Origin of the sequence: Streptomyces albus subsp. albus (assembly GCF_000719865.1) — a bacterium.
Lineage (GTDB): Bacteria > Actinomycetota > Actinomycetes > Streptomycetales > Streptomycetaceae > Streptomyces > Streptomyces albus_E.
The window spans coordinates 83212-105429 of record NZ_JOID01000014.1 but is presented as its reverse complement, the minus strand read 5'-3'; the positions used below and the strand labels follow the sequence as shown (position 1 = coordinate 105429).

At 74.4% G+C, this 22218-nt stretch carries 25 protein-coding genes; 15 read left to right on the top strand and 10 right to left on the bottom strand.

Going from position 1 to position 22218, the window contains the following annotated elements; translation table 11 throughout:
- Positions 1-4: 4 nt before the first annotated feature.
- A complete protein-coding gene (locus IF83_RS0115545; protein WP_030544777.1) occupies positions 5-310 on the bottom strand; it encodes a type II toxin-antitoxin system Phd/YefM family antitoxin in 306 nt (101 codons plus the stop codon).
- A gap of 89 nt (positions 311-399) precedes the next feature.
- Here IF83_RS0115545 and IF83_RS0115540 point away from each other — a divergent pair, with 89 nt between their 5' ends.
- The 3 genes from IF83_RS0115540 (at position 400) to IF83_RS0115530 (ending at position 2418) form a co-directional block, all read left to right on the top strand.
- Complete coding sequence (locus tag IF83_RS0115540) at positions 400-1035, top strand: ATP-dependent Clp protease proteolytic subunit (protein WP_030544776.1); 636 nt, start codon at positions 400-402, stop codon at positions 1033-1035.
- Positions 1036-1038: 3 nt separating this feature from the next.
- Entirely contained in the window at positions 1039-1347 is a 309-nt protein-coding gene (locus IF83_RS0115535; RefSeq protein ID WP_030544775.1) for a hypothetical protein, read from the top strand.
- A 501-nt stretch (positions 1348-1848) separates the two neighbouring features.
- Positions 1849-2418 (top strand): C40 family peptidase, encoded by a 570-nt coding sequence (locus tag IF83_RS0115530; protein ID WP_078843505.1) that lies wholly within the window; start codon positions 1849-1851, stop codon positions 2416-2418.
- 98 nt (positions 2419-2516) lie between these two features.
- Here IF83_RS0115530 and IF83_RS0115525 read toward each other — a convergent pair whose 3' ends face one another.
- Entirely contained in the window at positions 2517-3698 is a 1182-nt protein-coding gene (locus IF83_RS0115525; protein ID WP_051722802.1) for an 8-amino-7-oxononanoate synthase, read from the bottom strand.
- A gap of 145 nt (positions 3699-3843) precedes the next feature.
- Between IF83_RS0115525 and bioB the strand changes: the two genes are divergently transcribed.
- The 4 genes from bioB (at position 3844) to IF83_RS0115505 (ending at position 8193) form a co-directional block, all read left to right on the top strand.
- Positions 3844-5139: a biotin synthase BioB gene (gene bioB / locus IF83_RS0115520; protein ID WP_030544772.1), complete on the top strand. Its 1296-nt coding sequence runs from the start codon at positions 3844-3846 to the stop codon at positions 5137-5139.
- Positions 5132-6475, top strand: coding sequence for an adenosylmethionine--8-amino-7-oxononanoate transaminase (locus IF83_RS0115515; RefSeq protein WP_051722801.1), 1344 nt, complete (start codon positions 5132-5134; stop codon positions 6473-6475). The genes bioB and IF83_RS0115515 overlap by 8 nt, the downstream gene beginning before the upstream one ends.
- A 134-nt stretch (positions 6476-6609) precedes the next feature.
- Positions 6610-7332 (top strand): dethiobiotin synthase, encoded by a 723-nt coding sequence (bioD, locus tag IF83_RS0115510; protein ID WP_030544770.1) that lies wholly within the window; start codon positions 6610-6612, stop codon positions 7330-7332.
- Between the two features lie 186 nt (positions 7333-7518).
- Complete coding sequence (locus IF83_RS0115505) at positions 7519-8193, top strand: class I SAM-dependent methyltransferase (RefSeq protein ID WP_030544769.1); 675 nt, start codon at positions 7519-7521, stop codon at positions 8191-8193.
- A 70-nt stretch (positions 8194-8263) separates the two neighbouring features.
- On the opposite strand, the gene IF83_RS0115500 is transcribed toward IF83_RS0115505, so the two are convergent.
- Positions 8264-8638 carry a hypothetical protein gene (locus tag IF83_RS0115500; protein ID WP_030544768.1) on the bottom strand — a complete coding sequence of 125 codons (375 nt, stop codon included), beginning with the start codon at positions 8636-8638 and terminating at the stop codon, positions 8264-8266.
- Positions 8635-8859 (bottom strand): hypothetical protein, encoded by a 225-nt coding sequence (locus tag IF83_RS0115495; protein ID WP_030544767.1) that lies wholly within the window; start codon positions 8857-8859, stop codon positions 8635-8637. Before IF83_RS0115495 ends, IF83_RS0115500 begins: the two co-directional genes overlap by 4 nt.
- A gap of 112 nt (positions 8860-8971) precedes the next feature.
- Between IF83_RS0115495 and IF83_RS0115490 the strand changes: the two genes are divergently transcribed.
- From IF83_RS0115490 to IF83_RS0115475, 4 genes are all read left to right on the top strand, one after another.
- Entirely contained in the window at positions 8972-9781 is an 810-nt protein-coding gene (locus IF83_RS0115490; RefSeq protein ID WP_051722800.1) for an ABC transporter ATP-binding protein, read from the top strand.
- Between the two features lie 94 nt (positions 9782-9875).
- A complete protein-coding gene (locus IF83_RS0115485; protein WP_030544765.1) occupies positions 9876-10304 on the top strand; it encodes a GNAT family N-acetyltransferase in 429 nt (142 codons plus the stop codon).
- Positions 10305-10493: 189 nt separating this feature from the next.
- The gene (locus IF83_RS0115480) at positions 10494-11837 is read left to right on the top strand and encodes a hemolysin family protein (RefSeq protein ID WP_030544764.1); all 1344 of its coding nucleotides are present in this window, start codon (positions 10494-10496) and stop codon (positions 11835-11837) included.
- Complete coding sequence (locus IF83_RS0115475; protein WP_030544763.1) at positions 11834-12850, top strand: hemolysin family protein; 1017 nt, start codon at positions 11834-11836, stop codon at positions 12848-12850. Before IF83_RS0115480 ends, IF83_RS0115475 begins: the two co-directional genes overlap by 4 nt.
- Positions 12851-13052: 202 nt before the next feature.
- Here IF83_RS0115475 and IF83_RS31225 read toward each other — a convergent pair whose 3' ends face one another.
- Both IF83_RS31225 and IF83_RS33160 read right to left on the bottom strand, forming a co-directional pair.
- Complete coding sequence (locus tag IF83_RS31225; protein ID WP_051722799.1) at positions 13053-13598, bottom strand: ATP-binding protein; 546 nt, start codon at positions 13596-13598, stop codon at positions 13053-13055.
- 256 nt (positions 13599-13854) lie between these two features.
- On the bottom strand, positions 13855-13989 hold the full coding sequence (locus IF83_RS33160; RefSeq protein ID WP_107046777.1) for an SCO1431 family membrane protein: 135 nt from the start codon (positions 13987-13989) through the stop codon (positions 13855-13857).
- Positions 13990-14250: 261 nt separating this feature from the next.
- Between IF83_RS33160 and IF83_RS0115460 the strand changes: the two genes are divergently transcribed.
- The 3 genes from IF83_RS0115460 (at position 14251) to mug (ending at position 17173) form a co-directional block, all read left to right on the top strand.
- Complete coding sequence (locus IF83_RS0115460; RefSeq protein WP_030544761.1) at positions 14251-15027, top strand: SGNH/GDSL hydrolase family protein; 777 nt, start codon at positions 14251-14253, stop codon at positions 15025-15027.
- 80 nt (positions 15028-15107) lie between these two features.
- Entirely contained in the window at positions 15108-16541 is a 1434-nt protein-coding gene (gene purB / locus IF83_RS0115455) for an adenylosuccinate lyase (protein ID WP_030544760.1), read from the top strand.
- Positions 16542-16600: 59 nt separating this feature from the next.
- Positions 16601-17173, top strand: a complete 573-nt coding sequence (gene mug, locus IF83_RS0115450) for a G/U mismatch-specific DNA glycosylase (RefSeq protein ID WP_030544759.1) — start codon at positions 16601-16603, stop codon at positions 17171-17173.
- A 270-nt stretch (positions 17174-17443) separates the two neighbouring features.
- Here the strand turns inward: mug and IF83_RS0115445 are convergent, their stop codons facing one another.
- Positions 17444-18157 carry an LPXTG cell wall anchor domain-containing protein gene (locus IF83_RS0115445; protein ID WP_030544758.1) on the bottom strand — a complete coding sequence of 238 codons (714 nt, stop codon included), beginning with the start codon at positions 18155-18157 and terminating at the stop codon, positions 17444-17446.
- A 163-nt stretch (positions 18158-18320) separates the two neighbouring features.
- Positions 18321-18815: a hypothetical protein gene (locus IF83_RS0115440; RefSeq protein WP_107046776.1), complete on the bottom strand. Its 495-nt coding sequence runs from the start codon at positions 18813-18815 to the stop codon at positions 18321-18323.
- A gap of 179 nt (positions 18816-18994) precedes the next feature.
- Between IF83_RS0115440 and IF83_RS0115435 the strand changes: the two genes are divergently transcribed.
- Positions 18995-19741, top strand: a complete 747-nt coding sequence (locus tag IF83_RS0115435; protein ID WP_030544756.1) for an SDR family oxidoreductase — start codon at positions 18995-18997, stop codon at positions 19739-19741.
- Positions 19742-19844: 103 nt separating this feature from the next.
- Here the strand turns inward: IF83_RS0115435 and sigJ are convergent, their stop codons facing one another.
- Together sigJ and IF83_RS0115425 are read right to left on the bottom strand one after the other, a co-directional pair.
- A complete protein-coding gene (sigJ, locus tag IF83_RS0115430; protein WP_030544755.1) occupies positions 19845-20732 on the bottom strand; it encodes an RNA polymerase sigma factor SigJ in 888 nt (295 codons plus the stop codon).
- A 371-nt stretch (positions 20733-21103) separates the two neighbouring features.
- Positions 21104-22099 carry a DMT family transporter gene (locus tag IF83_RS0115425; protein WP_078843504.1) on the bottom strand — a complete coding sequence of 332 codons (996 nt, stop codon included), beginning with the start codon at positions 22097-22099 and terminating at the stop codon, positions 21104-21106.
- Positions 22100-22218: the final 119 nt, after the last annotated feature.

The window sequence follows — 22218 nt, the reverse complement described above, 5'->3', positions numbered from 1 at the left end:
CGCGTCAGTTCTCCTGCCGCCCCGGCGGATTGCCCGGCTCCGGGCCCCGGTGCTCCGCCGCGATCCCGAACCCGCCCCGTTCGCCCGCAGCGGACGGGACACCGGGGCGAAAGACCGACACCGTGCTGATCACCGGCTCCTCCGCGGCGGCTTCCTCCGACTCCAGGAGCCGCAGGTCAGCGGCCGATACCAGGGCCACGAGCGGCTTGCCGTGCCGCGTCACGACCACACGTTCACCGCCGTAGACGACGCGGTTGATCAACTCGGCCAGCTCCGCGCGGGCTTGCGTCACCGGAATCTCATAAGCCATGCTCCCCATCGTACGAGACGTACAGGACGAACAGAACGTACATTTTCGCCGGAACGGCGATCAGGACAACGGAAGAAGGGGGAGCAGCCGTGGAGTCTCCGACCGCCCGCTACGTGCTGCCGCAGTTCACCGAGCGCACCAGCCGCGGAATCCGCACGCTGGACCCGTACTCCAGGCTTCTGGAGGAGCGCATCGTCTTTCTCGGCACCGAGGTCGACGAGACCTCGGCCAACGACGTCATCGCGCAGCTGATGCATCTGGAGCACGCCGCCCCCGACCGCGACATCTCGCTGTACATCAACTCCCCCGGCGGCTCGCTCACCGCGATGACCGCGATCTACGACACGATGCTCTTCGTCGGCTGCGCCATCGAGACGATCTGCCTGGGACAGGCGGCCGAGGAGGCCGCGGTACTGCTCGCCGCGGGTGAGCCCGGCCGGCGGCTGATGCTTCCGGGCTCCCGGGCCGTGCTCCGCCAGCCGTCCCTGGCCGAGCCCGTGGAAGGACAGGTGGACGATCTGGAGATCAGGGCCCGCGAGCTGGGCCGGGCCCGCGCCATGCTGGAGGGAATGCTGGTGCGGCACACCGGGCAGCCGGCGGAGCGCGTCGCCTCGGACATCGAACGGGACAGGATCCTCACCGCCGGCGAGGCCGTGGCGTACGGCCTGGCCGACAGGATCGTCGAGAACCGCAAGGGGTCCACCTCACCGGCGAGCCGGAGGTGAGCCGTGCCGCTGCCCGAACTGCCGCCGCTGCCCGCCCTCACGCGCGCCGAGGGTGAGCTGATCGACCGTTACCTGGAGACCGTGGATCTGCTCGGCCGGATCAACCCCGCCCGGAGCTCCCACACCTACGGCGGTCTGCGCGCGGCGCAGGCGCTGGTCGACCGGGCCGTCCGGCTGCGCGACGCGCTGGCCCTGATGCACGAACGCGGCGAGACGGAGCTGCACACGGCCACCCTCGGCCGGGCCCTGCGGGTGCTCGACGGGGAACGGCGGACACGGCGCGTCACCCTCCCGCCGGAGAGCTCCGGCTGACGGACCGTCGCGGGCGCACCGTGACACGGATCACCGATCGGTCTCCCCCAACCGGGCTACCGTCCACCGGACGTGACGGACCGTGCGGCTTGCGCCGGGCGCGCGCGAGCCGTCGGCCGTTTCCGGCATCGAGCCTGGTCACGGCGGGGCCACGGGACGGGTTTGACCCTCAACAGGGCCCCCAATCCACCCGGTTGGGGCAAGAGTGAGAACTTTCACATAGCGCCGGATCGGTGACGAAAATCGGCCTGGAGTGCGTAACCATCGCTGACGACAAGCCCCCGCCGCCGAGGCGGGGCGGTCCGGGCGGACGCCGAGTCCTGCCACCGTCCCGGGCGACAGGTCGATTGTGGACCGGCAGGAGTGGAGGACCCGGGCAAGCCGGGCCCGGCCGGATCCCTCCGGCCGGCCCTTGGGGTGAAGCCGCGACGCGGCCGGGCATCTTCGTTCTGCCCGAACCCGACAGGTCATCCTTCACAGGCGGCTGACGAAGGGTTGCGCATGTCCGCGCACGTTCACGTCCAGACGCACGACAGCACCACCGGCACCACCCATACCGACAGCGCCACCGGCACCGCCCCGCACACCACCGGCACCCGCCGGAAGCCCGCCGGCGCCACCGCGCGCGTCACCCGCGCCGGCGCCGTATCGGCGCTCACCCTCGCCGCGGTCACCGGCACCGTGCTGGCGCCGGGCGCGGCCTCCGAGGCCCAGGCGGCCACGGTCAGGGCGAAAGCGCTCAACGTCGCCGCGGCGCAGAAGGGCGACCCCTACAAGTACGGCGCCGCGGGCCCGCAGCGCTTCGACTGCTCCGGCCTGACGCTGTACTCGTACAAGAAGGCCGGCAAGAAGCTGCCGCGCACGGCCCAGGCCCAGTACAACGACACCAGCCGGGTCTCCGCCGCCAAGCGGGCCAAGGGCGACCTGGTGTTCTTCCACTCCGGCGGCAGCGTTTACCACGTGGGGGTCTACGCCGGCAGCGGCAAGGTCTGGCACTCACCCAAGGCCGGCTCCGTCGTGAAGCTGGAGAAGATCTGGACGAAGAGCGTCCGCTACGGCCGCGTGCGCTGAGCACCGCCGGTCCGCGTCCCGCCCGCCGCGAAGGGGCGGACGGGACGCGGACCGGCCGGGCGGCGGGCCCGGCCACGCGAGGAGCCCGGCCGGACCGGTCAGCCGGAGGGCGCCGACGCGACGACGACGGCCACCGCCCGGTCGACCTGCTCCTCCGTCAGGTCGGCGCGGGCGGTGAGCCGCAGCCGCGAGACGCCGTCGGGCACGGACGGCGGGCGGAAGCAGCCCACCGCCAGCCCGCCGGCCCGGCAGTCGGCCGCCCAGCGCAACGCCGCCTCCGGGGACGGCGCCCGCACGGACACCACGGCCGCGTCCGGACGGACGGAGGCCAGGCCGGCCGCCGTCAGCCGCTCGTGCAGCGAGGCGGCGACGGCACGGGCCCGCGCCGCCCGCTCCGGCTCCCGGCGCAGCAGCCGCAGGGCGGCGAGCGCCGCGCCGGCGGCGGCGGGCGCCAGCCCGGTGTCGAAGATGAACGCCCGTGCGGTGTTCACGAGATGCTCGATCACCCGGGCCTGTCCCAGCACGGCGCCGCCCTGGCTGCCGAGGGACTTGGACAGGGTGACGGTGACGACCGTGTCCGCGGAGCCCGCGAGCCCGGCGGCGTACGCGGCACCGCGCCCGCCCTCCCCCAGCACGCCCAGCCCGTGGGCGTCGTCGACGAGCAGGGCCGCTCCGCGCTCACGGCAGACGGCCGCGAGCCGGTCCAGCGGCGCGGCGTCGCCGTCGACGGAGAAGACCGCGTCGGTGAGGACGACGGCGCGCCCCGCGTGCCCGTCCAGTGCCTTGGCCGCGGCGCCGGGGTCGGCGTGCGGAACGACGGCGGTGTCCGCGCGGGACAGCCGGCAGCCGTCGATCAGCGAGGCGTGGTTGGCGGAATCGGAGACGATCAGGGTGCCCCGCGCGGTGAGGGCGGTGACGGCGGCGAGGTTGGCCGCGTAGCCGGAGGACAGGACGAGCGCGGCCTCGACGCCGCAGAAGTCCGCCAGTTCGGCCTCCAGTTCGGCGTGGAGCCCGGTGCTGCCGGTCACCAGCCGGGAACCGGTCGCACCGGCTCCCCACAGCCGCGCCGCGTCGGCGGCGGCGGCGGTCACCACGGGGTGGCGGGCCAGCCCGAGGTAGTCGTTGGACGCCAGGTCCAGCAGCGGGGACACGGCGGGACGGGGGCGCAGCGCGCGGACGAGGCCGGCCCGCCGCCGGGCGGCCGCCTCCTCGTCGATCCATCCGAACGGGTCCCGGGCGTCCGGATCCTGGTCCCGGTCCTGCTCCTCGTCCTGGGGCATCGGCCATCCTCGCGTCTGTTGGGTCTGCCCAAAACCTAGCCCGGCCACGGGCGCGACACGGTGTGGCGATACCCACACCCCGATCCGGGGGTGTTGTGGGATCCCTCCTTGGCCGCGCCCCCTCCGGTACGCGAGGATCTCCGCCATGGATCTGCTGACAACGCTGGTGGACAAGGGGCTGCGCCGCGAGCCGCCCACGCGGGACGAGGCGCTGGCCGTGCTGGCGACCTCCGACGACGACCTGCTCGACGTGGTGGCGGCCGCGGGCCGGGTGCGCCGCCAGTGGTTCGGGCGGCGGGTGAAGCTCAACTACCTGGTCAACCTCAAGTCGGGGCTGTGCCCGGAGGACTGCTCGTACTGCTCGCAGCGGCTGGGCTCGAAGGCCGAGATCCTCAAGTACACCTGGCTGAAGCCCGAGGAGGCCGCCGCGGCCGCCGGTGCCGGAGTCGCCGGCGGCGCCAAGCGTGTCTGCCTGGTGGCGAGCGGGCGCGGGCCGACCGAACGGGACGTGGACCGGGTGTCGGCCACCATCGCGGCCATCAAGGAGGAGAACGAGGGCGTGGAGGTCTGCGCCTGCCTCGGTCTCCTCTCCGACGGGCAGGCCGAGCGGCTGCGGCGGGCCGGCGCGGACGCGTACAACCACAACCTCAACACCTCCGAGGCCACCTACCAGGACATCTGCACCACGCACGACTTCTCCGACCGCGTCTCCACCGTGCGGCAGGCGCAGGGCGCGGGCCTGTCGGCCTGCTCCGGCCTGATCGCGGGTATGGGCGAGTCCGACGAGGACCTGGTCGACGTGGTGTTCGCGCTGCGCGAGCTGGACCCGGACTCGGTGCCGGTCAACTTCCTGATCCCCTTCGAGGGCACCCCGCTGGCCGAGGAGTGGAACCTCACCCCGCAGCGGGCCCTGCGCATCCTGGCCATGGTCCGCTTCGTCTGCCCGGATGTGGAAGTACGGCTCGCGGGCGGCCGCGAGGTGCATCTGCGGTCGATGCAGCCGCTCGCGCTGCATCTCGCCAACTCCATCTTCCTGGGCGACTATCTGACCAGCGAGGGACAGGCGGGGCAGGCGGATCTCGACATGATCGCCGACGCGGGCTTCGTGGTGGAGGGCTCGGACACCGTGACGCTTCCGGAGCACCGGGCGGGCGCGGCCGGGGCGGGCTGCGGCGGCCACGACGGCGGCGCCTGCGCACCCTGCGGGGAGGCGGCGGGGGAGGACGCGGCCCCGGCCGGGGCTCAGGGCCCGGACCGGGCGGACGCCGCTCCGGGCGACGCGGCGGCGGCCCCGGCCTCCGCGCCCGCTTCCGTCTCCGCGCCCGCTTCCGCACCCGCGCCGGCCGGCGCTCCCGCGGGCGCGCCGGCGGGTGCCGCCCGTACCGGCCTGGTGGCGGTGCGCCGCCGCGGGGCGGGCACCGATCTGCCGCCCAATGCCTGAGCGGCTCCCGCCCCCACCGGCCGGGCCCGCCGCGCCGGCGCCGCTGTCCACGGCCGAGTTGCTGGAGCTGGACCGGCGGCACGTGTGGCACCCGTACGGCCCGATGCCGGGCCGTACGGACCCGCTCGTCGTGGCGTCCGCCTCCGGGGTGCGGCTGCGGCTGGCCGAACCGGCCCATGGCCGGGAGGAGTTGATCGACGGGATGTCGTCGTGGTGGTCGGCCGTGCACGGCTACGGCCATCCGGCGCTGACCGGCGCCGCGCACGCGCAGCTGGACCGGATGAGCCATGTGATGTTCGGCGGGCTCACCCATGAGCCGGCCGTGCGGCTCGCCGCCCGGCTCGTGGAGATCACCCCGGAGCCGCTGCGTCACGTCTTCCTGGCCGACTCGGGCTCGGTGTCCGTCGAAGTGGCCGTCAAGATGTGCTTGCAGTACTGGCGTTCGCGCGGGAAGCCGCGCAAGCAGCGGCTGCTGACCTGGCGCGGCGGCTACCACGGCGACACCTGGCAGCCGATGTCGGTGTGCGACCCGGACGGCGGTATGCACCACCTGTGGTCCGGGGTGCTGCCCCGGCAGGTCTTCGCGGACGCGCCACCTCCCGGCTTCGGCGCCGGCGTGGACCCGGCGTACGCGGAGCATCTGCGCGGGCTGATCGCGGAGCACGCCGATGAACTGGCCGCCGTCGTCGTCGAACCGGTGGTGCAGGGCGCCGGCGGCATGCGCTTCCACTCCCCCGGCTATCTGCGGGTGTTGCGCGAGGCGTGCGACGAACACGGCGTGTTGCTGGTGCTGGACGAGATCGCGACCGGCTTCGGCCGCACCGGCGAGCTGTTCGCCGCGGACCACGCGGGCGTCGCGCCCGACGTGATGTGCCTCGGGAAGGCGCTGACCGGCGGCATGATGACGCTGGCGGCGACACTGTGCACCGCGGAGGTGGCGGACGGCATCTCGCGCGGCGAGGTACCGGTGCTGGCGCACGGGCCGACCTTCATGGGCAACCCGCTGGCCACGGCGGTCGCGGGAGCCTCCGTCGATCTGCTGCTGGCCCGGGACTGGCGCGCCGAGGTGCGCGGCATCGAGCGCGGCCTGCGGGAAGGGCTGGCCCCGGCGGAGGAGCTGCCGGGCGTGCGGGAGGTCCGGGTCCTGGGCGCCATCGGAGTCGTCCAGCTCGACCACGAGATCGACATGGCGGCGGCGACACGCGCCGCGGTGCGCGAGGGCGTCTGGCTGCGGCCGTTCCGCGACCTCGTCTACACGATGCCGCCGTATGTCACGGACGAGGAGGACGTGGCCCGGATCTGCGCGGCGGTCCGCGCGGCGGCAGCGGCGGGCTGACCGCACCGGGCCGGGGCGGGATCCGGCGGCGCGGCACACCCGGGCGCGCGAGTACGCGCACCGGGCACGGCAGCGCATCACGCGCGGCAGCAGGACAGCACGGCAGCACAGCGGGAACGGAGCGAGGGAACCCCATGGCCATCACCGTCGTCAGCGGCACCGGCACCGAGATCGGCAAGACGGTGGCCACCGCGGCGCTGGCCGCCGTGGCGCTGGCGGCGGGCCGCACCGTCGCCGTGCTCAAGCCGGCCCAGACCGGGATCGCGCCCGGTGAGCCGGGGGACGCGGCGGAGGCCGCCCGCCTCGCCGGCCCCGTCACCACGGCCGAGCTGGCCCGCTACCCGGAACCCCTGGCCCCGGAGACGGCCGCCCGGCGGGCGGGGCTGCCTCCGGTGCGGCCGCCGGATGTCGCCGAAGCCGCGGAGAAGCTGGCCGCCGGCCACGATCTCGTCCTGGTCGAGGGCGCCGGCGGGCTGCTGGTCCGGTACGACGGGGAGGGCGCGACGCTGGCGGACGCGGCCCGGCTGCTGGGCGCGCCGGTGCTCGTGGTCGCCGGCGCCGGACTGGGCACCCTGAACGCGACCGCGCTGACGGCGGAGGCCCTGCGCGCCCGGGGCCTGGTCTGCGCGGGTGTCCTCGTGGGCAGCTGGCCGGCCGGGCCGGGCCTGGCGGAACGCTGCAATCTGGCGGATCTGCCGGCCGCGGCCGGAGCCCCGCTGCTCGGAGCGGTCCCGCACGGTGCGGGCGCGCTGCCGCCCGCGGAGTTCCGCGCCCGCGCCGGGCACTGGCTCGCCCCCGCCCTGGGAGGCACCTGGGACGCGGCGGAGTTCACCGCACGGCACCGTCCGGCGCACTGAGCAGCCGCGCCCGGCGGCTGTGCGGACCGGGGCGCGCCGGACCCGTGCGGCCGCCTCCCCTGCCGCGCCGGGGGACGCCGGAGGGGACAATGCGGAAGAGCGGTCCGGCCGGACCGTTCACCACCGTCACCCTGCCGCCACCACCACTGTCACCGTCACCGTCACCATCACCGGAAGGAATCGGCCATGCCGCGGCTCAGCAGGAACGGCGGGGACGCGCGTGACACCGTGCACCACCCGCTCTTCGCCCGGTTCTACACGCGGCTGAGCGTCCTCGCCGAGAAGCAGGGGGAGATCGCCGCCCACCGCACCGAACTGCTGTCCGGACTCTCCGGCCGGGTCGCCGAGATCGGCGCGGGCAACGGCCTCAACTTCGCCCACTACCCGTCCGGCGTCACCCGGGTGGTCGCCGTCGAGCCGGAGCCCCGGCTGCGGCGGCTCGCCGCGGCGGCCGCGCGGAACGCCGCGGTCCCCGTTGACGTGATGCCGGGAACGGCCGAGGAACTGCCCCTGGCCGACGGGCACTTCGACGCGGCCGTGGCCTCGCTGGTGCTGTGCTCGGTGCGTGACCTGCCGCGGTCTCTGGCCGAGATCCGCCGGGTCCTGCGCCCGGGCGGCGAACTGCGCTTCTACGAGCACGGGCGAGCCGGCCGCCCGGCCGCCGACCGGGTGCAGCGGGCCCTGGACCGCACGGTGTGGCCGGTGCTGTTCGGCGGCTGCCACACCGGACGGGACACCCTGGCGGCGATCGCCGCCGCGGGGTTCGAGATCGGCCCTCACCGCCGGCTGCGGGTCCCGGCGCGAGGGCTGCCGATGCCCTGCTCCCCTCACGTCCTGGGCACGGCACGGCGCCCGGAGTGAACCCGGGGCGGGCCCGGACGGCAACGAGACCACGCCACCTCCATGGCCACGCCCACAGCAACGGCTGCCGCTACGGCAGGCTCCAGCTCCGCAACTCCTCCGCGATGGCCTCCACTCCGGCGGTCCCGTCCTTGACCAGCCGGGCGAGATCGCGGACCTGCTCGGGTGACGTGCTGATCTTCAGCCCGCTCGCGGCGAGATAGGCGTAGGCGACGGCCGAGGCGAACATGGCGTTGGACCGCTCCAGCGCCGGTACGTGCAGCAGCAGTTGCAGCAAGGCTGCCGCGCGGCTCTGCGGATCGGTGTAGACGGGGACGCCGAATATCTGCGCCTCGTGCCGGCTGACGGCGGCGACGAGAGCCCCCCAGTCGGTCACGGCCGGATCGCCGGGGGTGTTCCGCTCGGCCACCATGAGCAGCCAGGAGAGGTCGATACGGAGGGTCAACGGCGGGTGCGCTCCTCGCCGAACTCCTCGGCGAAGACCGACTCGTACTGCTTCATGAAGTCGGCGGCCGCCTCGACGAAGGTCCGGCCGGCCTCGCCCGCGTCCTGCCGGACGAGCTCCTCGATGTAGCGGTTCACGCTCATGCCCCGCTGGAGCGCGCGCTCCCGCGCGGTCTCGGCGGTCGTCTCGTCCACACGGACGTTCAGCTGGGTCTTGGCCACCCTGCCAAGCTAGCACTTCTCCGCTATCATCGGCAAGGGGTATCCGCCCCGCCCCGCGGGCCCCTACCCTCGGGAGTCCTCGGGGGACGCCACACCGAGCCGGGAGGCGGCCATGCCCACGCTTGCGCAGGAAACCACCCGCGACTCCGCGGACGGACGGCCCCCGGCCGCCCGGACCGAGTCGCTCACCAAGGCCTACGGCTCCGGCGAGACGGCGGTCATCGCCGTGGACGCCGTGGACGTGACGATCGAGCGGGGCCGGTTCACGGCGGTGATGGGCCCCTCCGGCTCCGGCAAGTCCACGCTGATGCACTGCCTCGCCGGCCTGGACACCGTCTCGGCGGGCCGGGTCTGGCTGGGCGGCACGGAGATCACCGGACTCAAGGACCGTGACCTCACCCGGCTGCGGCGCGACCGGGTCGGCTTCATGTTCCAGTCGTTCAACCTGCTGCCGACGCTGACGGCGGCCGAGAACATCACGCTTCCGATGGACATCGCCGGCCGCAAGCCGGACCGCGCCTGGCTCGACCGGGTGATCGACACCCTCCATCTGCGGGACCGGCTCGCACACCGCCCGTCGCAGCTCTCCGGAGGCCAGCAGCAGCGGGTGGCCTGCGCGCGGGCCCTGGCCTCCCGCCCCGAGCTGATCTTCGCGGACGAGCCGACCGGCAACCTCGACTCCCGGAGCGGGCGGGAGGTGCTGCGCTTCCTGCGCGAGGCCGTGGACGAGCTCGGGCAGACGGTCGTGATGGTCACCCACGACCCCAACGCCGCCGCCTACGCCGACCGGGTGCTGTTCCTGGCCGACGGCCGCATCGTGGACGAGATGGCGGAGCCGACCGCCGAACGCGTGCTGCAGCGCATGCGCCTCTTCTCCCCCGGCCCCCCGCCACCCGCCGAGGACGGCGGCACGGGGAACTGAGCCCCCGCACAGCCCCCGCACGGCGCGGACCTCCGCGTCCCGGTCCGCGGAATCACGTGGCCCGGGCAGCCGCCGGCATGCTTCGCTGCCGGTCATGACCGGTCTGGAGATCCGCAGCGCCCGCCCGTCCGACGCCGCCGACGTACTGGCCTTCTGGAAGACGGCAGCCGAGGGGACGAGCGTCAGCGACGACGAGGCAGGGGTGACCGGGCTCATCGCACGGGATCCGGGGGCCCTGCTGCTGGCCGAGTCGGCGGGGCTTCTCGTGGGGTCCGTCATAGCCGGCTACGACGGCTGGCGGTGCAGCCTGTACCGCCTCGCCGTCCTCCCCTCCCACCGCCGGCAGGGCGTGGCGACCGCCCTTCTGCGGGCTGCCGAGGAGCGGTTCGCCGCGCTCGGCGGCCGGCGTGCCGACGCCATGGTGCTGGAGGCGAATGAACGTGCCCACCAGGCGTGGGCCGCCGCCGGCTACCACCGGCAGGATCACTGGCGACGCTGGGTGAAGCCGCTGGACCGCCCTTGACCGCTCCTCCCGCGTGCCGCCGCTCCGTCCGCCGTTTTGCTGAGCCTTTACTATGGTGGTTCTCCCGGGCCTCGCGGCCCCCGTCCCGTATGACGAAAGGTGTGAGCGTCCGCCCATGGGCGAGCCTCCCAGTAGCGACCATCGCGCGATCCTCCGTTTCCCGGCCCACCATGGGAGGAGGTGAACCCGATGATCGAATTTCTGCTTCTGGCCCTGGCCCTTTTCCTGTCGCTGGCGTGCGGCGCCTTCGTGGCGGCCGAGTTCTCGCTGACCACCCTGGAGCGCGGCAGCCTGGAACAGGCGGTCGAAAAAGGTGAGCGCGGCGCGGAGAGCGCCCTCAAGGCCGTCCGCAATCTGACCTTCCAGCTCTCGGGCGCCCAGCTGGGCATCACCGTCACCAACCTGGTCATCGGCATGCTCGCCGAGCCCTCCATCGCGGCGCTGCTGCGCGGACCGCTCACCGCCGTCGGGGTCCCCGAGGGGGCCGTGGGCTCCGTCGCCCTCGTCACCGGCACGGCTCTGTCGACCGTGGTGCTGATGGTGGTCGGCGAGCTGGTCCCCAAGAACTGGGCGATCTCCAGTCCGCTGCCGGTGGCCAAGGCCGTCGCCACCCCGCAGCGCGCCTTCAGCGCGGCCTTCCGCCCGCTGATCAGCCACCTCAACAACTCCGCCAACCGCCTCGTCCGCCGGATGGGCCTGGAGCCGGCCGAGGAGCTGGCGTCCGCCCGCGGCCCGCAGGAGCTGGTGGCCCTGGCCCGGCACTCCGCCAAGGAGGGGGCCCTGGAGCCGGACACGGCCGAGCTGTTCGTGCGGACGCTGAACCTCTCCGAGCTGAGCGCCGAGAACGTCATGACGCCTCGGGTACAGGTCATGGCGCTCGACGTGCAGGCCACCGCGGAGGACGTCGCCAACGCCACCCGCGCCACCGGCCTCTCCCGCTTCCCCGTCTACCGGGGCAGCCTCGACACGGTCGTCGGCATCGCGCACATCAAGGACGTCCTGGCGGTCCCCGCCGAGCGCCGCGCGCGGTACCCGGTGACCGAACTGCTGCGCGAGCCGCTGCTCGTACCGGAGTCGCTGACCGTGGACCGGCTGCTCGACCGGCTGTCCGGCAAGCGCAGCATGGCCGTCGTCATCGACGAGTACGGCGGCACCGCCGGGGTCGTCACCCTGGAGGACATCGTCGAGGAGGTCGTCGGCGAGGTCCGCGACGAGCACGACCCCCTGGAGGCGCCCGACCTGGCTCCGGCCGGCACGGACGAGGAGGGCCGGGCGCTCTACACGGCGGACGGCGCGGCCCGTACCGACCAGCTGGAGATGATCGGCCTGCGCGCCCCCGAAGGGCCGTACGAGACCCTGGCCGGGCTGGTCGCCACGGAGCTCGGCCGCATACCGGCCGAGGGCGACCGGGTGGAGGTCGCCGGCTGGCGGGTCGACGTGGTGGACGCGTCGGGCCGCCGGGCGGCACGCGTGCTGCTGCACGCCCCCCTGCCCGAGCACGGTGAACAGCGCCGCGAGGAGACCGCCCGATGACCGCGATCCAGCTTTTCGTGGGTCTGCTGACCCTGATCGCCAACGCCTTCTTCGTCGGTGCCGAGTTCGCGATGATCTCGGTCCGGCGCAGCCAGGTGGAGCCGCTCGCCGAGGAGGGCGACCGGCGTGCCAAGAGCGTGCTGTGGGGTTTGCAGCACGTGTCGGCGCTGATGGCCGCCGCGCAGCTGGGCATCACGCTCTGCACGCTGATCCTGGGTGTGGTCGCCGAGCCGGCGATCGCGCACCTGCTGGAGCCGCTGTTCGACGCGGTGGGCGTGCCGCACGGCCTGGTGCACCCGATCTCCTTCGTCATCGCACTGGCGGCGGCGACGTATCTGCACATGCTCTTCGGCGAGATGGTCCCCAAGAACATCGCGCTCGCCGCGCCGGTGCGGACCGCGCTGGCCCTGGGCCCGCCGATGGTGGCCCTGTCCCGGGCGCTCCGCCCGGTGATCTTCACCATCAACGCCTTCGCCAACGCGCTGCTGAAGCTGCTGCGCGTGGAGCCGAAGAACGAGGTCGCGGCCACGTTCTCGGACGACGAGCTGGCCCGCATGGTGGCCGACTCCCGTGAGGCCGGGCTGCTGGACAAGCGGTCGACGGAGCGCCTGCGGGACGCTCTGGAGCTCGGCCGCCGGCCCGTGCGGGAGGTCGTCAAGCCGGTGGCCAACGTGGTCGCGGCCCCGCTCGGCGTCACGCCGGAGGGTCTGGAGACGCTGGCGTGGGAGTCGGGGTTCTCCCGCTTCCCGGTGGTCGACTCGAGCCGCCGGATCCTGGGCTACCTGCATGTGAAGGACGCGCTGGACGCCCGGCCGCGGGATCTGCCCTTCCCGGTGGCCGCGATGCGGCCGATCGCCCGGATCCGGGCGGAGACGCCGCTGGACGACGCGCTGGCCGCGATGCGGAGTTCCAGTACGCATCTGGCGGCGGTGATCGGGGCGGACGGCAAGCTGGCCGGCCTGGTCACCATGGAGGACGTGCTGCGGGAGCTGGTCGGGCGCACACCCGCCTGATCACGGAGGTCTGTCACGGAGCTCTCCCGCCGGCTCACTGGGGCCCGGGTGCCGGGGAACACCGGCACCCGGGCCCCTGGCGCGGGGGCTCCGGTGTGCGCGGAGGGCTCGGGGTGGTGCTCGGGGGCTCCGAGTGCGAGTGCCGGCGCGTGGTCCGGGCCGGGCCTTTCCGGCCGCCGGTGGCGGCGGCCGGTGTCCGGAGTCAGTCCCGCTCGTCGGCGGGCGGCGCCGGGGCCGGGACGACGGCGGCCGGGAGGGCCGGGGCGCCGACGGCCGGGGCGGGGAGGGAGAACCAGACTTCCTTGCCCCAGGGGGTGCGGTCCGCACCCCAGTCGCAGGCCATCAGGTCCACCATCGACATCCCGCGGCCGCTCTCGTCGTCCGCGGCGGCCCGGCGGACCCGGGGCAGTTCCCGGCTGCCGTCGCCGACCTGGCAGCAGACGGACTTGCCGCGGACGAGGGTCAGGTGGACGGGGCCCTGCGCGTGCCGCAGCGCGTTGGCGACCAGCTCGCTGACCAGGAGTTCCGCGGTGTCGGCGAGATCGCCGAGTCCCCAGCGGGACAGGGTGTGGCGCACGGCCCGGCGGGCGAGCGCGCACGCCTCGCCCGACCGCGGCAGCGGCCAGGGGCCGGCCCGGCCGGTGTCGGGCTCCGGTACCGCCGGCTCGGAGGCCGGGCGGCACACGGGCACGGGGGCCGGGTGAGGCAGCGTGACCTCGGCGGGCCCACCGGAGTGCGGGTGGTACATGGGGATCTCCACTACGGCCCCGCTGTCCGACGACAAGGGCTCAGCGGATCGAGCGTGCCGGATGCGGCACGGGAAGGCCCGCGACGCTGCGAGGCTTCCGCGCGGCTGTTCTCCCGGTGCGTCCGGGCAGAGGGCAGCTGCGGATTACTTCCGCGTAAAACAATAAAATGCGTCTACCGGGAAGTAAAGCGTCCATGACCGGTCCGTTCCGGACACTCTGTCGATCATGATCGGGCAGGCCGCGAGTTTTCCGGTCTCAGAGCGGACCGAACCGTGCGATGAACACGGCCAGCAGGATGGTGAGGACCCAGCCGGCGATCTGCTCCAGCATCGGGTGGTCCTCGTCGGGCGGTCCGCCGGTCCGGGCGGCCACAACAGCGGCAGCGGTCATCTGCGCACACTCCTTGCCGGTCGGCCCCGCCCGTGGACCACGCCGTGAGGCGGCGGTACGGGCCGGCGGGACGCTTGCGGGAACGGGAACGGGAACGGACGGTTCCCGGCGCGGGCGGGGGCGGCACGGAGCCGCGGAACAGCACCCATACCGGTACCGGTCGGGCGACAATAGACCCGAATCACGCGGCTCGCTGTGACCTGGGCCTCACCCGTCCCGGCACCCTCCCACTCCCCCGGCGGGCGTAGGATTTCCGGCGTCATGCAGATGAATGCCTCCTACACCAGTTTCGTCGCCCTGGGCGACTCCTTCACCGAGGGCATGTCCGACCGCCTGCCGGACGGCAGCTACCGCGGCTGGGCCGACCTCCTCGCGGCGGACCTGGCCGCCCGCACGCCCGGCTTCCGCTACGCCAACCTGGCGGTGCGCGGAAAGCTCATCGGCCAGATCGTGGACGAGCAGGTGGACACGGCGGCCGCGATGAACGCGGACCTCGTGACCCTCGTCGGCGGGCTCAACGACGCCCTGCGGCCCAAGTGCGACATGGGCCTGGTCCGCGCCCGGCTGGAGGAGGCCGTCACCAAGCTCGCCCCCAACTGCGGCCGTCTGGTGCTGATGCGCAGCCCCGGGCGGAACGGCCCGGTGATGGAGCGCTTCCGCCCGCGGATGGAGCAGCTCTTCGGTTTCATCGACGAGCTGGCCGAGGCGCACGGCGCCCTCGTCGTGGACCTCTACGGCTCCGGGGCGCTGGGCGACCAACGGCTGTGGGCCGTCGACCGGCTCCACCTCACCACCGAGGGCCACCGGCGGGTCTCGGAGGCGGTCTGGCAGACGATCGGCCTGGAGCCGCGCCGGGACTGGACGGAGCCGCTGCCGCCGGTGGTGCCGGAGAGCTGGTACCGGCGGCGGAGCGGTGATCTGCGGTTCGCGCGCGAACATCTGCTGCCGTGGATCGGCCGCCGGCTGACCGGCCGCTCCTCCGGTGACGGGCTCCTGCCCAAGCGCGGCGACCTCCTGCCGTATCCGTACGAACTCTGAACCCGCCGCCGGCCGGGGCGGCGGACCGCGGGCGGAGGCGGACGGAGGCCGGGCCGGACCGGCCCGTAGAATGCCGTCACGTGACCTCCAAGCCCCGCATTCCGAACGTCCTGGCCGGCCGCTACGCCTCCGCGGAGCTCGCCGCCCTGTGGTCCCCCGAGTACAAGGTGACGCTGGAGCGCCGGCTGTGGCTGGCCGTCCTCCGCGCGCAGAAGGATCTCGGCATCGAGGTGCCGGAGCAGGCCCTCGCCGACTACGAGCGGGTGCTCGACCAGGTGGACCTGGCGTCGATCGCGGAGCGCGAGAAGGTCACCCGGCACGATGTGAAGGCCCGGATCGAGGAGTTCAACGCCCTCGCCGGGCACGAGCACGTCCACAAGGGCATGACCTCCCGGGACCTCACCGAGAACGTCGAACAGCTGCAGATCCGGCTCTCCCTGGAGCTGGCCCGGGACCGCGCCGTCTCCGTGCTGGCGCGGCTGGGGCGGCTGGCCGCCGACCACGCCGAGCTGGTGATCGCCGGCCGCTCGCACAACGTGGCCGCGCAGGCGACCACCCTCGGCAAGCGGTTCGCGACCGCCGCCGACGAACTCCTGGTGGCGTACGGACGGCTGGAGGACCTCCTCGGCCGCTACCCGCTGCGCGGCGTCAAGGGCCCCGTCGGCACCGCGCAGGACATGCTCGACCTCCTCGGCGGCGACGCCGCGAAACTCTCCGAGCTGGAACGGCGGGTCGCCGGCCACCTCGGCTTCGGACGGGCCTTCACCTCCGTCGGCCAGGTCTACCCGCGCTCGCTGGACTACGACGTCGTCACGGCGCTGGTGCAGCTGGCCGCCGCGCCCTCCTCGCTCGCCAAGACCATCCGGCTGATGGCCGGGCACGAGCTGGTCACCGAGGGCTTCAAGCCCGGCCAGGTCGGCTCCTCCGCCATGCCGCACAAGATGAACACCCGTTCCTGCGAGCGCGTGAACGGCCTCATGGTGATCCTGCGCGGCTACGCCTCGATGACCGGCGAGCTCGCCGGCGACCAGTGGAACGAGGGCGACGTGTCCTGCTCCGTGGTGCGCCGCGTGGCCCTGCCGGACGCGTTCTTCGCCTTCGACGGCCTCCTGGAGACCTTCCTGACGGTGCTCGACGAGTTCGGCGCCTTCCCCGCCGTCGTCTCCCGCGAGCTGGACCGTTACCTGCCGTTCCTGGCGACCACCAAGGTGCTCATGGGCGCCGTGCGGGCCGGGGTGGGCCGGGAGGCCGCGCACGAGGTCATCAAGGAGCACGCGGTCGCCTCGGCGCTGGCGATGCGGGAGAAGGGCGCCGAGCGCAACGAGCTGCTCGACCGGCTCGCGGGCGACGAGCGCATCCCGCTGGACCGCGCGCAGTTGGACGCGCTCATGGCGGACCGCCTCTCCTTCACGGGTGCGGCGGCGGACCAGGTGGCCTCGGTCGTCGCCCGGATCGGGGAGATCACGGCCGCTCGTCCGGAGGCCGCCGCGTACACCCCGGGAGCGATCCTCTGACCCGCGCGGAGTCCGGGAGGGGGCCCGGGGCGGCGCGGCGGCGTCCGGCCCGTCGTCCGGTGCCCCGCCCGGGTCCGCAGGAACTGGAGGCGGCACGGGACCGCACCGTCGACGATGTGATCGCGGGCGGTCTGCGGGTGCTGTTCTGCGGTATCAACCCCGGTCTGATGTCGGCGGCGACCGGTCATCACTTCGCCCGGCCGGGCAACCGCTTCTGGCCGGTGCTGCACGCCTCGGGTTTCACCCCGCGGCTCCTGCGGCCGGACGAGGAGCGGGAGTTGCTCGGCCACGGGCTCGGCATCACCAATGTCGCCGCCCGCGCCTCGGCGCGGGCGGACGAGCTGAGCGACGAGGAGATGCGCGAGGGCGGCCGCCTGCTGGCGGAGAAGGTGCTGCGCTACGAGCCGCGCTGGCTCGCGGTGCTGGGGATCACGGCCTACCGGGTGGCGTTCCGGGACAAGGCGGCGGTGATCGGCCCGCAGGACCGGGTGATCGGCGGCACGCGGATCTGGGCGCTGCCCAACCCGAGCGGGCTCAACGCGCACTGGACGGCGGCGACGATGGCGGAGGAGTTCGCCCGCCTGCGCGAGGCCGCCGAGCGGGACGGCCGGCCCGGTCCGCCGGAACTCTGAGACGGGCCGGCTCCCCGGCCGCCGTGGCCCGGGCCCGGCCGGGGCGCCCCGTGCACCTGTGAACGGGGGCACCTCCGAAGAATCCTTGCGGGAGGCCGCGGCGGCGCGGGCCGGCCGGCACAGACGCGGAGGAGTGCCCAGGACCGGCCCGGAAGCCGGTGGGGCACCGGCGGAGGCGGCAGGCCCCCGGAACCGGCGGCACCGGTGCCGGACCCCGACGAGGTGGGGTCCGGCACCGGTGCGCGCCGGGTGCCGCGGTGTGGTGCTCCGTCAGCTCTCGCCGCGGGCCGTCCGGCGGCGCATCAGCAGCACGCCACCGGCGCCCAGCAGCACCAGGGCCACCGCGGAGGTGCCGATGACGGCGGAGGCACCGGTCTCGGCGAGGTCCTCCTTGCCGCCGTCCGACGGGTTCTGGCCGGCGGTGTCCGCGGCCGTCGGCTCGTTCGACGGCTCGCCGGTCTCCCCGCCCGCCTCGCCGGCGGGCTCGTCCGACGGCTTGCCCGAGGGCTCCTGCGACGGCTCGCCGGAGGAGCCGCCGGACGTCCCGCCGTCGCCGCCCCCGCTCTCCTCGTCGTCCTCCTCCTCGCAGTCGGTCCAGAAGACCTTCTGCTTGGCCTTGCCGTTCTCGCCCTCGAAGTTCCAGAGGAGCTTGTAGTGGCCGTCGGGCAGCGTCAGGTCGTCGCTGCGGCCGTGGCCCTCGGCGTCGAGGGTCAGGGTGCCGGCCTCGGCCTCCGTGCCCCGGGTGCCGGTGGGCGGCATCTCGACGATCTTCCACTCGATCTTCTGGCCGGCGTCGAACTTGAACGCGTCCAGGTAGAAGACGCAGACGTGCGGCTCGTTCTTGACGAACTCCTCGCCGGTCTCGGCGTCGTGGATCTTGACGGTCCCGTTGTCACCGGGCGGGGTGGCGTACGCGACGGGGGCCAGCAGCAGGGAAGCCGCCGCGGCCACTGCCACCGCACACGCCGAAGTGAGGCTGCGCATGGATCACCAGATTTTCGAAAAGCGCCGGAAGCGGGGGGTGACGCCTCAGCTTCCAGCCATCTGTTCGTATCGGTCAAGCCAACCGAGCGGACCACGGGACCCTTTGGCCCCGTGATGCCCCTTTGGTCACCGGTAACGATTCGGCCTAGGGCGCTCGTTCGACCTAGATCCGCTCGAAGAGGACATCGGAGGCGGCGGACGGCGGCCGTCCGCCGGCGCCCCGCGGGTCCTCCTCCGCCACGACCGCCAGCAGGTGGAGCGGTAACTCGCGGGCCTGCCGGCCGATCCCGACGGCGAGCCAGCGGTCGCCGGCCTGCCAGGTGTGCAGCACACCGACATAGCCGCAGAGCGTCGCCAGCGGCTCGGGCACCGGCTCGCCCTCGGCCGACCGTATGAGGTGCTCGGTGAGATCGAGCTCCCGCGGCTCGCCCCAGCGGCGGGAGAGCAGGACGACCAGCGCCTCGCACTCGGCCGCGAACTGCTCCTCCGCCTCCCGCATCCGGGAGCCGTCGTCCTCCCAGAACTCCTCGCTCACCCGCAGATCGGCCAGATGGAAACCCGGTCCGCCCTCCGCACCGCCGGACGGCCCGCCGCGCCCCGCCGGGAGAGGGCGGGCGCGCAGCCGGTCGACCGCCGCGAGCTGCTCCGCTGTGCTCATGGGTCCAGTGAACTACCCGGCACCGACAACGGGCGCTCCATGTAACGGAGTCGGGCGTTCCGGTCGGCGCCCGCATCCGGGAACGCGGTCTTCCCCGTCGGCCCCGGACGGACGCCTCCGGGGTCTCCGGTCCCGTGTGACAGGCTTCCGGCCATCAAGGAGCACACGGAGGTGGGGGCATGGGTCAGGTCACCGTCGTCACGGGAGGCGGGCGCGGCATCGGGGCGGCGGTCGCCGTCCGTCTCGCGCGGGCCGGTCACGCGATCGGCATCGGCTACGAGAAGGCGCGGGAGGCGGCGGAGGAGACGGCGGAGAAGGTGCGCGCCGAGGGCGTCGCCTGTGTGACCGTGCGGGTGGACACCAGCGCGGAGGAGCAGGTCGAGTCGCTGTTCGACACGGTGGCCGCCGAACTCGGCCCCCTGACGGGTCTCGTCAACAACGCCGGGATCACGGGGCCGCTGGGCCGGTTCGCCGAGACCGGCGTGGAGGTGATGCGGCGGGTCGTCGACGTCAACGTCATGGGCACCCTGCTGTGCGCGCGCCGCGCGGTGCGGGACATGTCGACGCGCTACGGCGGTGCCGGCGGCGCGATCGTCAACATCTCCTCGTGCGCGTCCACCACCGGCAGCCCCGGCGAGTACGTCCACTACGCGGCGACCAAGGCCGCCGTGGACGCGCTGACGAACGGGCTGGCCAGGGAGGTGGCGGCCGAGGGGGTCCGCGTCAACTCGGTGCAGCCCGGGATGATCCTCACCGGTATGCACGCCGCGATGGGCGATCCGGAGCGTCCCTGGCGGAACCCGGACCGGGTGCCGATGCGGCGACCCGGCGAACCGGAGGAGATCGCGGGCGCCGTCGCCTGGCTGCTGTCCCCCGAGGCGTCCTACACGACGGGGGCGGTGCTGCGTGTCTCGGGCGGTCTCTGAGCCGGCGGTGGAACGGCCGGGACAGGGGCAGCGGGGGCGGGGGCGGACGCGAGGGAACGGCCGGGCCGCCGGTCCGCGGACCGGACCCGCCGCCCCGCGCCGGCTACGCCGTGACGGCGCCGAGCTTCTCCGGATTGCGGACCAGATAGACGCAGGCGATCCGGCCCTCGGCGGTGACGTCCACGGAGACGACCGTGTCCGGTCTGCCGCCCACCAGGACCAGGACCGCGGGCGCCCCGTTGATCTCGCGCCGTACGAAGTCCACGTCCGCGCCGTCGAGCCCCCCGGCCACGGCGGCGAGGAAGCGGGCGATCTTCCCGGCGCTCTCCAGCACGCGGAGCGGGGCCTTGGCCCGTCCGCCGCTGTCGCCGACCAGCCGAGCGTCCGGGGCGAGGAGTTGCAGCAGGGCGCCGAGGTCGGCGCCGGCGGCCGCGGCGAGGAACCGCTCGGTGAGTTCCCGCTGCCGGTCCGGGTCGGCCCGGTAGCGGGGCTTGCGCTCGCCGACGTGGCGCCGGGCGCGGGCGGCGAGCTGCCGTACGGCCGCCGGCTCGCGGTCCAGCACCCGGGCGATCTCCGCGTACGGGAAGCCGAAGGCCTCGCGGAGCACGAACACCGCCCGTTCCAGCGGCGACAGGGACTCCAGGACGACGAGCACGGCGAACGAGACGGATTCCGCCAGCACCGCGCGGTCCCCCGCGTCCGGCACGGTCCCGGCGAACTCGGGGCCGACCGGCTCGGGCAGCCAGGGCCCGACGTAGGTCTCGCGCTGTGCGCGCAGCGTGCGGAGCCGGTCGAGTGCGAGCCGGGTGGTGACCCGGACGAGGTAGGCCCGCGGCTCGCGGACCTCCGTGCGGTCGGCGGCGGACCAGCGCAGCCAGGCCTCCTGCACGGTGTCCTCGGCGTCGGCGGCGCGGCCGAGCATCCGGTAGGCGACGCCGGTCAGCAGCGGACGGTGCTCCTCGAAGACATCGGTCGCGGTATCGGTGGCCACGGCCCCATCCCAGCGGACGGGCACGGGAGTTGTCCAGGCGCCGGGGCCGTGGCCCGCTCCCCCGGCCCCGGTTCCGGCCCCGCCGGGCCGGCCGGTGCCGGGCGGTCGGTCCGTCGGCGTGCCCTGCCGGCACGGGGCGGCGCAGGGGCCGGCGCGTCACGGCGGTCCCCTCGCGCCTCCGGTGCCCGACGGCTCGGGGCCGGGACACGGCGCGGTCCGGCCGCGGAGGTCCGCGGCCCCGTGGGGGCTCGCTGCGGTGCGCTGCCGTGCGCACGGTGACCGGTACGGCAAGGGTCCAACCGCTCCTCAGCGGCTCCCGGAACCGGCGTCGAGCCGCCGGACGCGGCCCGGCGGGCCGCACGGCCGTCCCGTCACGGGCCGGTGCCCGCGGTCCGCGTCACCGGTGCCGTCGCCACCGCCACCCCCGGCGTCCCGTCAGTCCCTTCCGCGCGGACCGCCGGTGGACGCGTCCCCGTGCCCGGCAGGCCACGGCGTACGGAGCCCAGCAGCCCGGCGCCGAGCGCCACCCCGCACCCCACCAGCAGGCTCCCCGCGGCCTGCGCCGCCCCGTAGCCCCCGGTGCCGGCGAGGGGCGCGGTGAGCGCCGCGGAGACCGGGATGAGGCCGGAGAAAAGAGTGGCCCGCTCGGCGCCGATCCGGCGCATCGCCGCGTACCAGCAGACGAAGCCGACGACGGTGACCACGACGGCCTGCCACAGCAGCGCGGCCGCCTCGACGGGATCCGGCATCCGGAAGGCGGCGAGGCCGTCGGACACCAGGGCGAGCGCCCCGGCCTCCAGGGCGGCGACGCCGCACACCACCGCCGACAGCAGCCGCGGGCCGAGCGGACGCACCAGCGGCACCGCGAGCACCGCGAAACCGACCTCGCCCGCCAGCGCGGCGGCCGACCAGCCGAGCCCGGCCCCGTCCGTGCGGCCCCAGCCCTGCACGGTGAAGGCCCCCACCGCGACGACCAGCGCTCCGGCCGTGACGACCGGTGCCGGCCGCCGCCGGCTCAGCAGCGGCACGAGAACGGCGACGACCACCGGCGCGCAGCCGACGAACACGCCGGGCACCGCGGGCTCGGCGGTCCGCTCGGCCGCCAGGACGGCGAGGTTGAAACCGACCATGCCGGTGGCGGCGAGCAGCGCCAGCCGCGCCCACTGGCGTGCGGTGAGCCGGCGGACCGCCGCCGTCGCGCCGGTGCCGCACAGGGGCAGCAGAAGGAGGAAGGCCACGCCGTAGCGGAGCGCCTGCCCCGCCGGGTACGGGTATGCGGTGAGCAGGCTGTTGGCGGTGAACGACGCGCCGACGAGGACGCAGGCGAAGGCGGCGAGCAGGGCTCCGCGCACAGGGGAAGCGGTCAACGGTTCTGTCCTCAAAAGGAGTTGGACGAGAGGAAGGGGAAGGGCCCGGCACCCGCCGTCGCGCGGACCGGGCGGCCGGCCGGCGCGGGGCCGGGTCGCGGGATCGACGCTACGGAGCC

Coding starts and splice junctions, on each gene's coding strand:
- IF83_RS0115545 (WP_030544777.1), bottom strand. CDS start 310: ATGGCTTATGAGATTCCGGTGACGCAAGCCCGCGCGGAGCTGGCCGAG.
- IF83_RS0115530 (WP_078843505.1), top strand. CDS start 1,849: ATGTCCGCGCACGTTCACGTCCAGACGCACGACAGCACCACCGGCACC.
- IF83_RS0115525 (WP_051722802.1), bottom strand. CDS start 3,698: ATGCCCCAGGACGAGGAGCAGGACCGGGACCAGGATCCGGACGCCCGG.
- bioB (WP_030544772.1), top strand. CDS start 3,844: ATGGATCTGCTGACAACGCTGGTGGACAAGGGGCTGCGCCGCGAGCCG.
- IF83_RS0115515 (WP_051722801.1), top strand. CDS start 5,132: ATGCCTGAGCGGCTCCCGCCCCCACCGGCCGGGCCCGCCGCGCCGGCG.
- bioD (WP_030544770.1), top strand. CDS start 6,610: ATGGCCATCACCGTCGTCAGCGGCACCGGCACCGAGATCGGCAAGACG.
- IF83_RS0115505 (WP_030544769.1), top strand. CDS start 7,519: ATGCCGCGGCTCAGCAGGAACGGCGGGGACGCGCGTGACACCGTGCAC.
- IF83_RS0115490 (WP_051722800.1), top strand. CDS start 8,972: ATGCCCACGCTTGCGCAGGAAACCACCCGCGACTCCGCGGACGGACGG.
- IF83_RS0115485 (WP_030544765.1), top strand. CDS start 9,876: ATGACCGGTCTGGAGATCCGCAGCGCCCGCCCGTCCGACGCCGCCGAC.
- IF83_RS0115480 (WP_030544764.1), top strand. CDS start 10,494: ATGATCGAATTTCTGCTTCTGGCCCTGGCCCTTTTCCTGTCGCTGGCG.
- IF83_RS0115475 (WP_030544763.1), top strand. CDS start 11,834: ATGACCGCGATCCAGCTTTTCGTGGGTCTGCTGACCCTGATCGCCAAC.
- IF83_RS31225 (WP_051722799.1), bottom strand. CDS start 13,598: ATGTACCACCCGCACTCCGGTGGGCCCGCCGAGGTCACGCTGCCTCAC.
- IF83_RS33160 (WP_107046777.1), bottom strand. CDS start 13,989: ATGACCGCTGCCGCTGTTGTGGCCGCCCGGACCGGCGGACCGCCCGAC.
- IF83_RS0115460 (WP_030544761.1), top strand. CDS start 14,251: ATGCAGATGAATGCCTCCTACACCAGTTTCGTCGCCCTGGGCGACTCC.
- IF83_RS0115445 (WP_030544758.1), bottom strand. CDS start 18,157: ATGCGCAGCCTCACTTCGGCGTGTGCGGTGGCAGTGGCCGCGGCGGCT.
- IF83_RS0115440 (WP_107046776.1), bottom strand. CDS start 18,815: ATGAGCACAGCGGAGCAGCTCGCGGCGGTCGACCGGCTGCGCGCCCGC.
- IF83_RS0115435 (WP_030544756.1), top strand. CDS start 18,995: ATGGGTCAGGTCACCGTCGTCACGGGAGGCGGGCGCGGCATCGGGGCG.